Origin of the sequence: Vibrio sp. 1727, from assembly GCF_033344415.1 — a bacterium.
In the GTDB taxonomy this organism is placed as follows: domain Bacteria; phylum Pseudomonadota; class Gammaproteobacteria; order Enterobacterales; family Vibrionaceae; genus Vibrio; species Vibrio alginolyticus.
This window is the reverse complement of record NZ_JAWPOT010000627.1, coordinates 1-530: the sequence shown is the minus strand read 5'-3', so window position 1 is coordinate 530 and position 530 is coordinate 1. Positions and strand designations below refer to the sequence as shown.

1 protein-coding gene is annotated in these 530 nt (G+C 49.2%); it reads left to right on the top strand.

Going from position 1 to position 530, the window contains the following annotated elements; translation table 11 throughout:
- Nucleotides 1–530: ATP-binding cassette domain-containing protein (locus R8O10_RS27280; protein WP_318192241.1), on the top strand; the 530-nt coding region annotated here is incomplete at both ends.

Sequence of the window (530 nt, the reverse complement as noted above, 5' to 3'; positions counted from 1 at the left end):
AAACCTCACCGTACAAGAGAACATTGCGGTGGGTTTGAAAAACCAAGGTATGTCAACCAAAGAGGCGCTGGAGAAAGTAGAGCAGTGGCTCGAAACGATAGGCTTACCAACCTCAGGGCAGAAGTTTCCTAACCAGTTGTCGGGCGGTCAGCAACAACGTGTGGCGTTAGCGCGAGCGCTTGCTTTATCTCCGGGACTGCTTCTTCTTGATGAACCTTTATCTGCGTTGGACGCGAAAGTACGTGTTCACTTACGTGATGAAATTTGTAAGCTGCAACGAAAGCTGGGCATCACTACCATTATGGTTACGCACGATCAGGATGAAGCGCTTTCGATGGCGGATCGAATTGTGGTGATGAACCATGGCGTAATTGAGCAAGTCGGCACGCCTCAAGAAATCTACCAACAACCGGCAACGCGTTTTGTGGCCGAGTTTGTCGGCAGCATGAATTTTATCGAGACATCTGTTGTGACCGAATCTCAGGTGCGTATTGCTGAGACTCTACTGCCAGCACCAAGTTTAACCAATC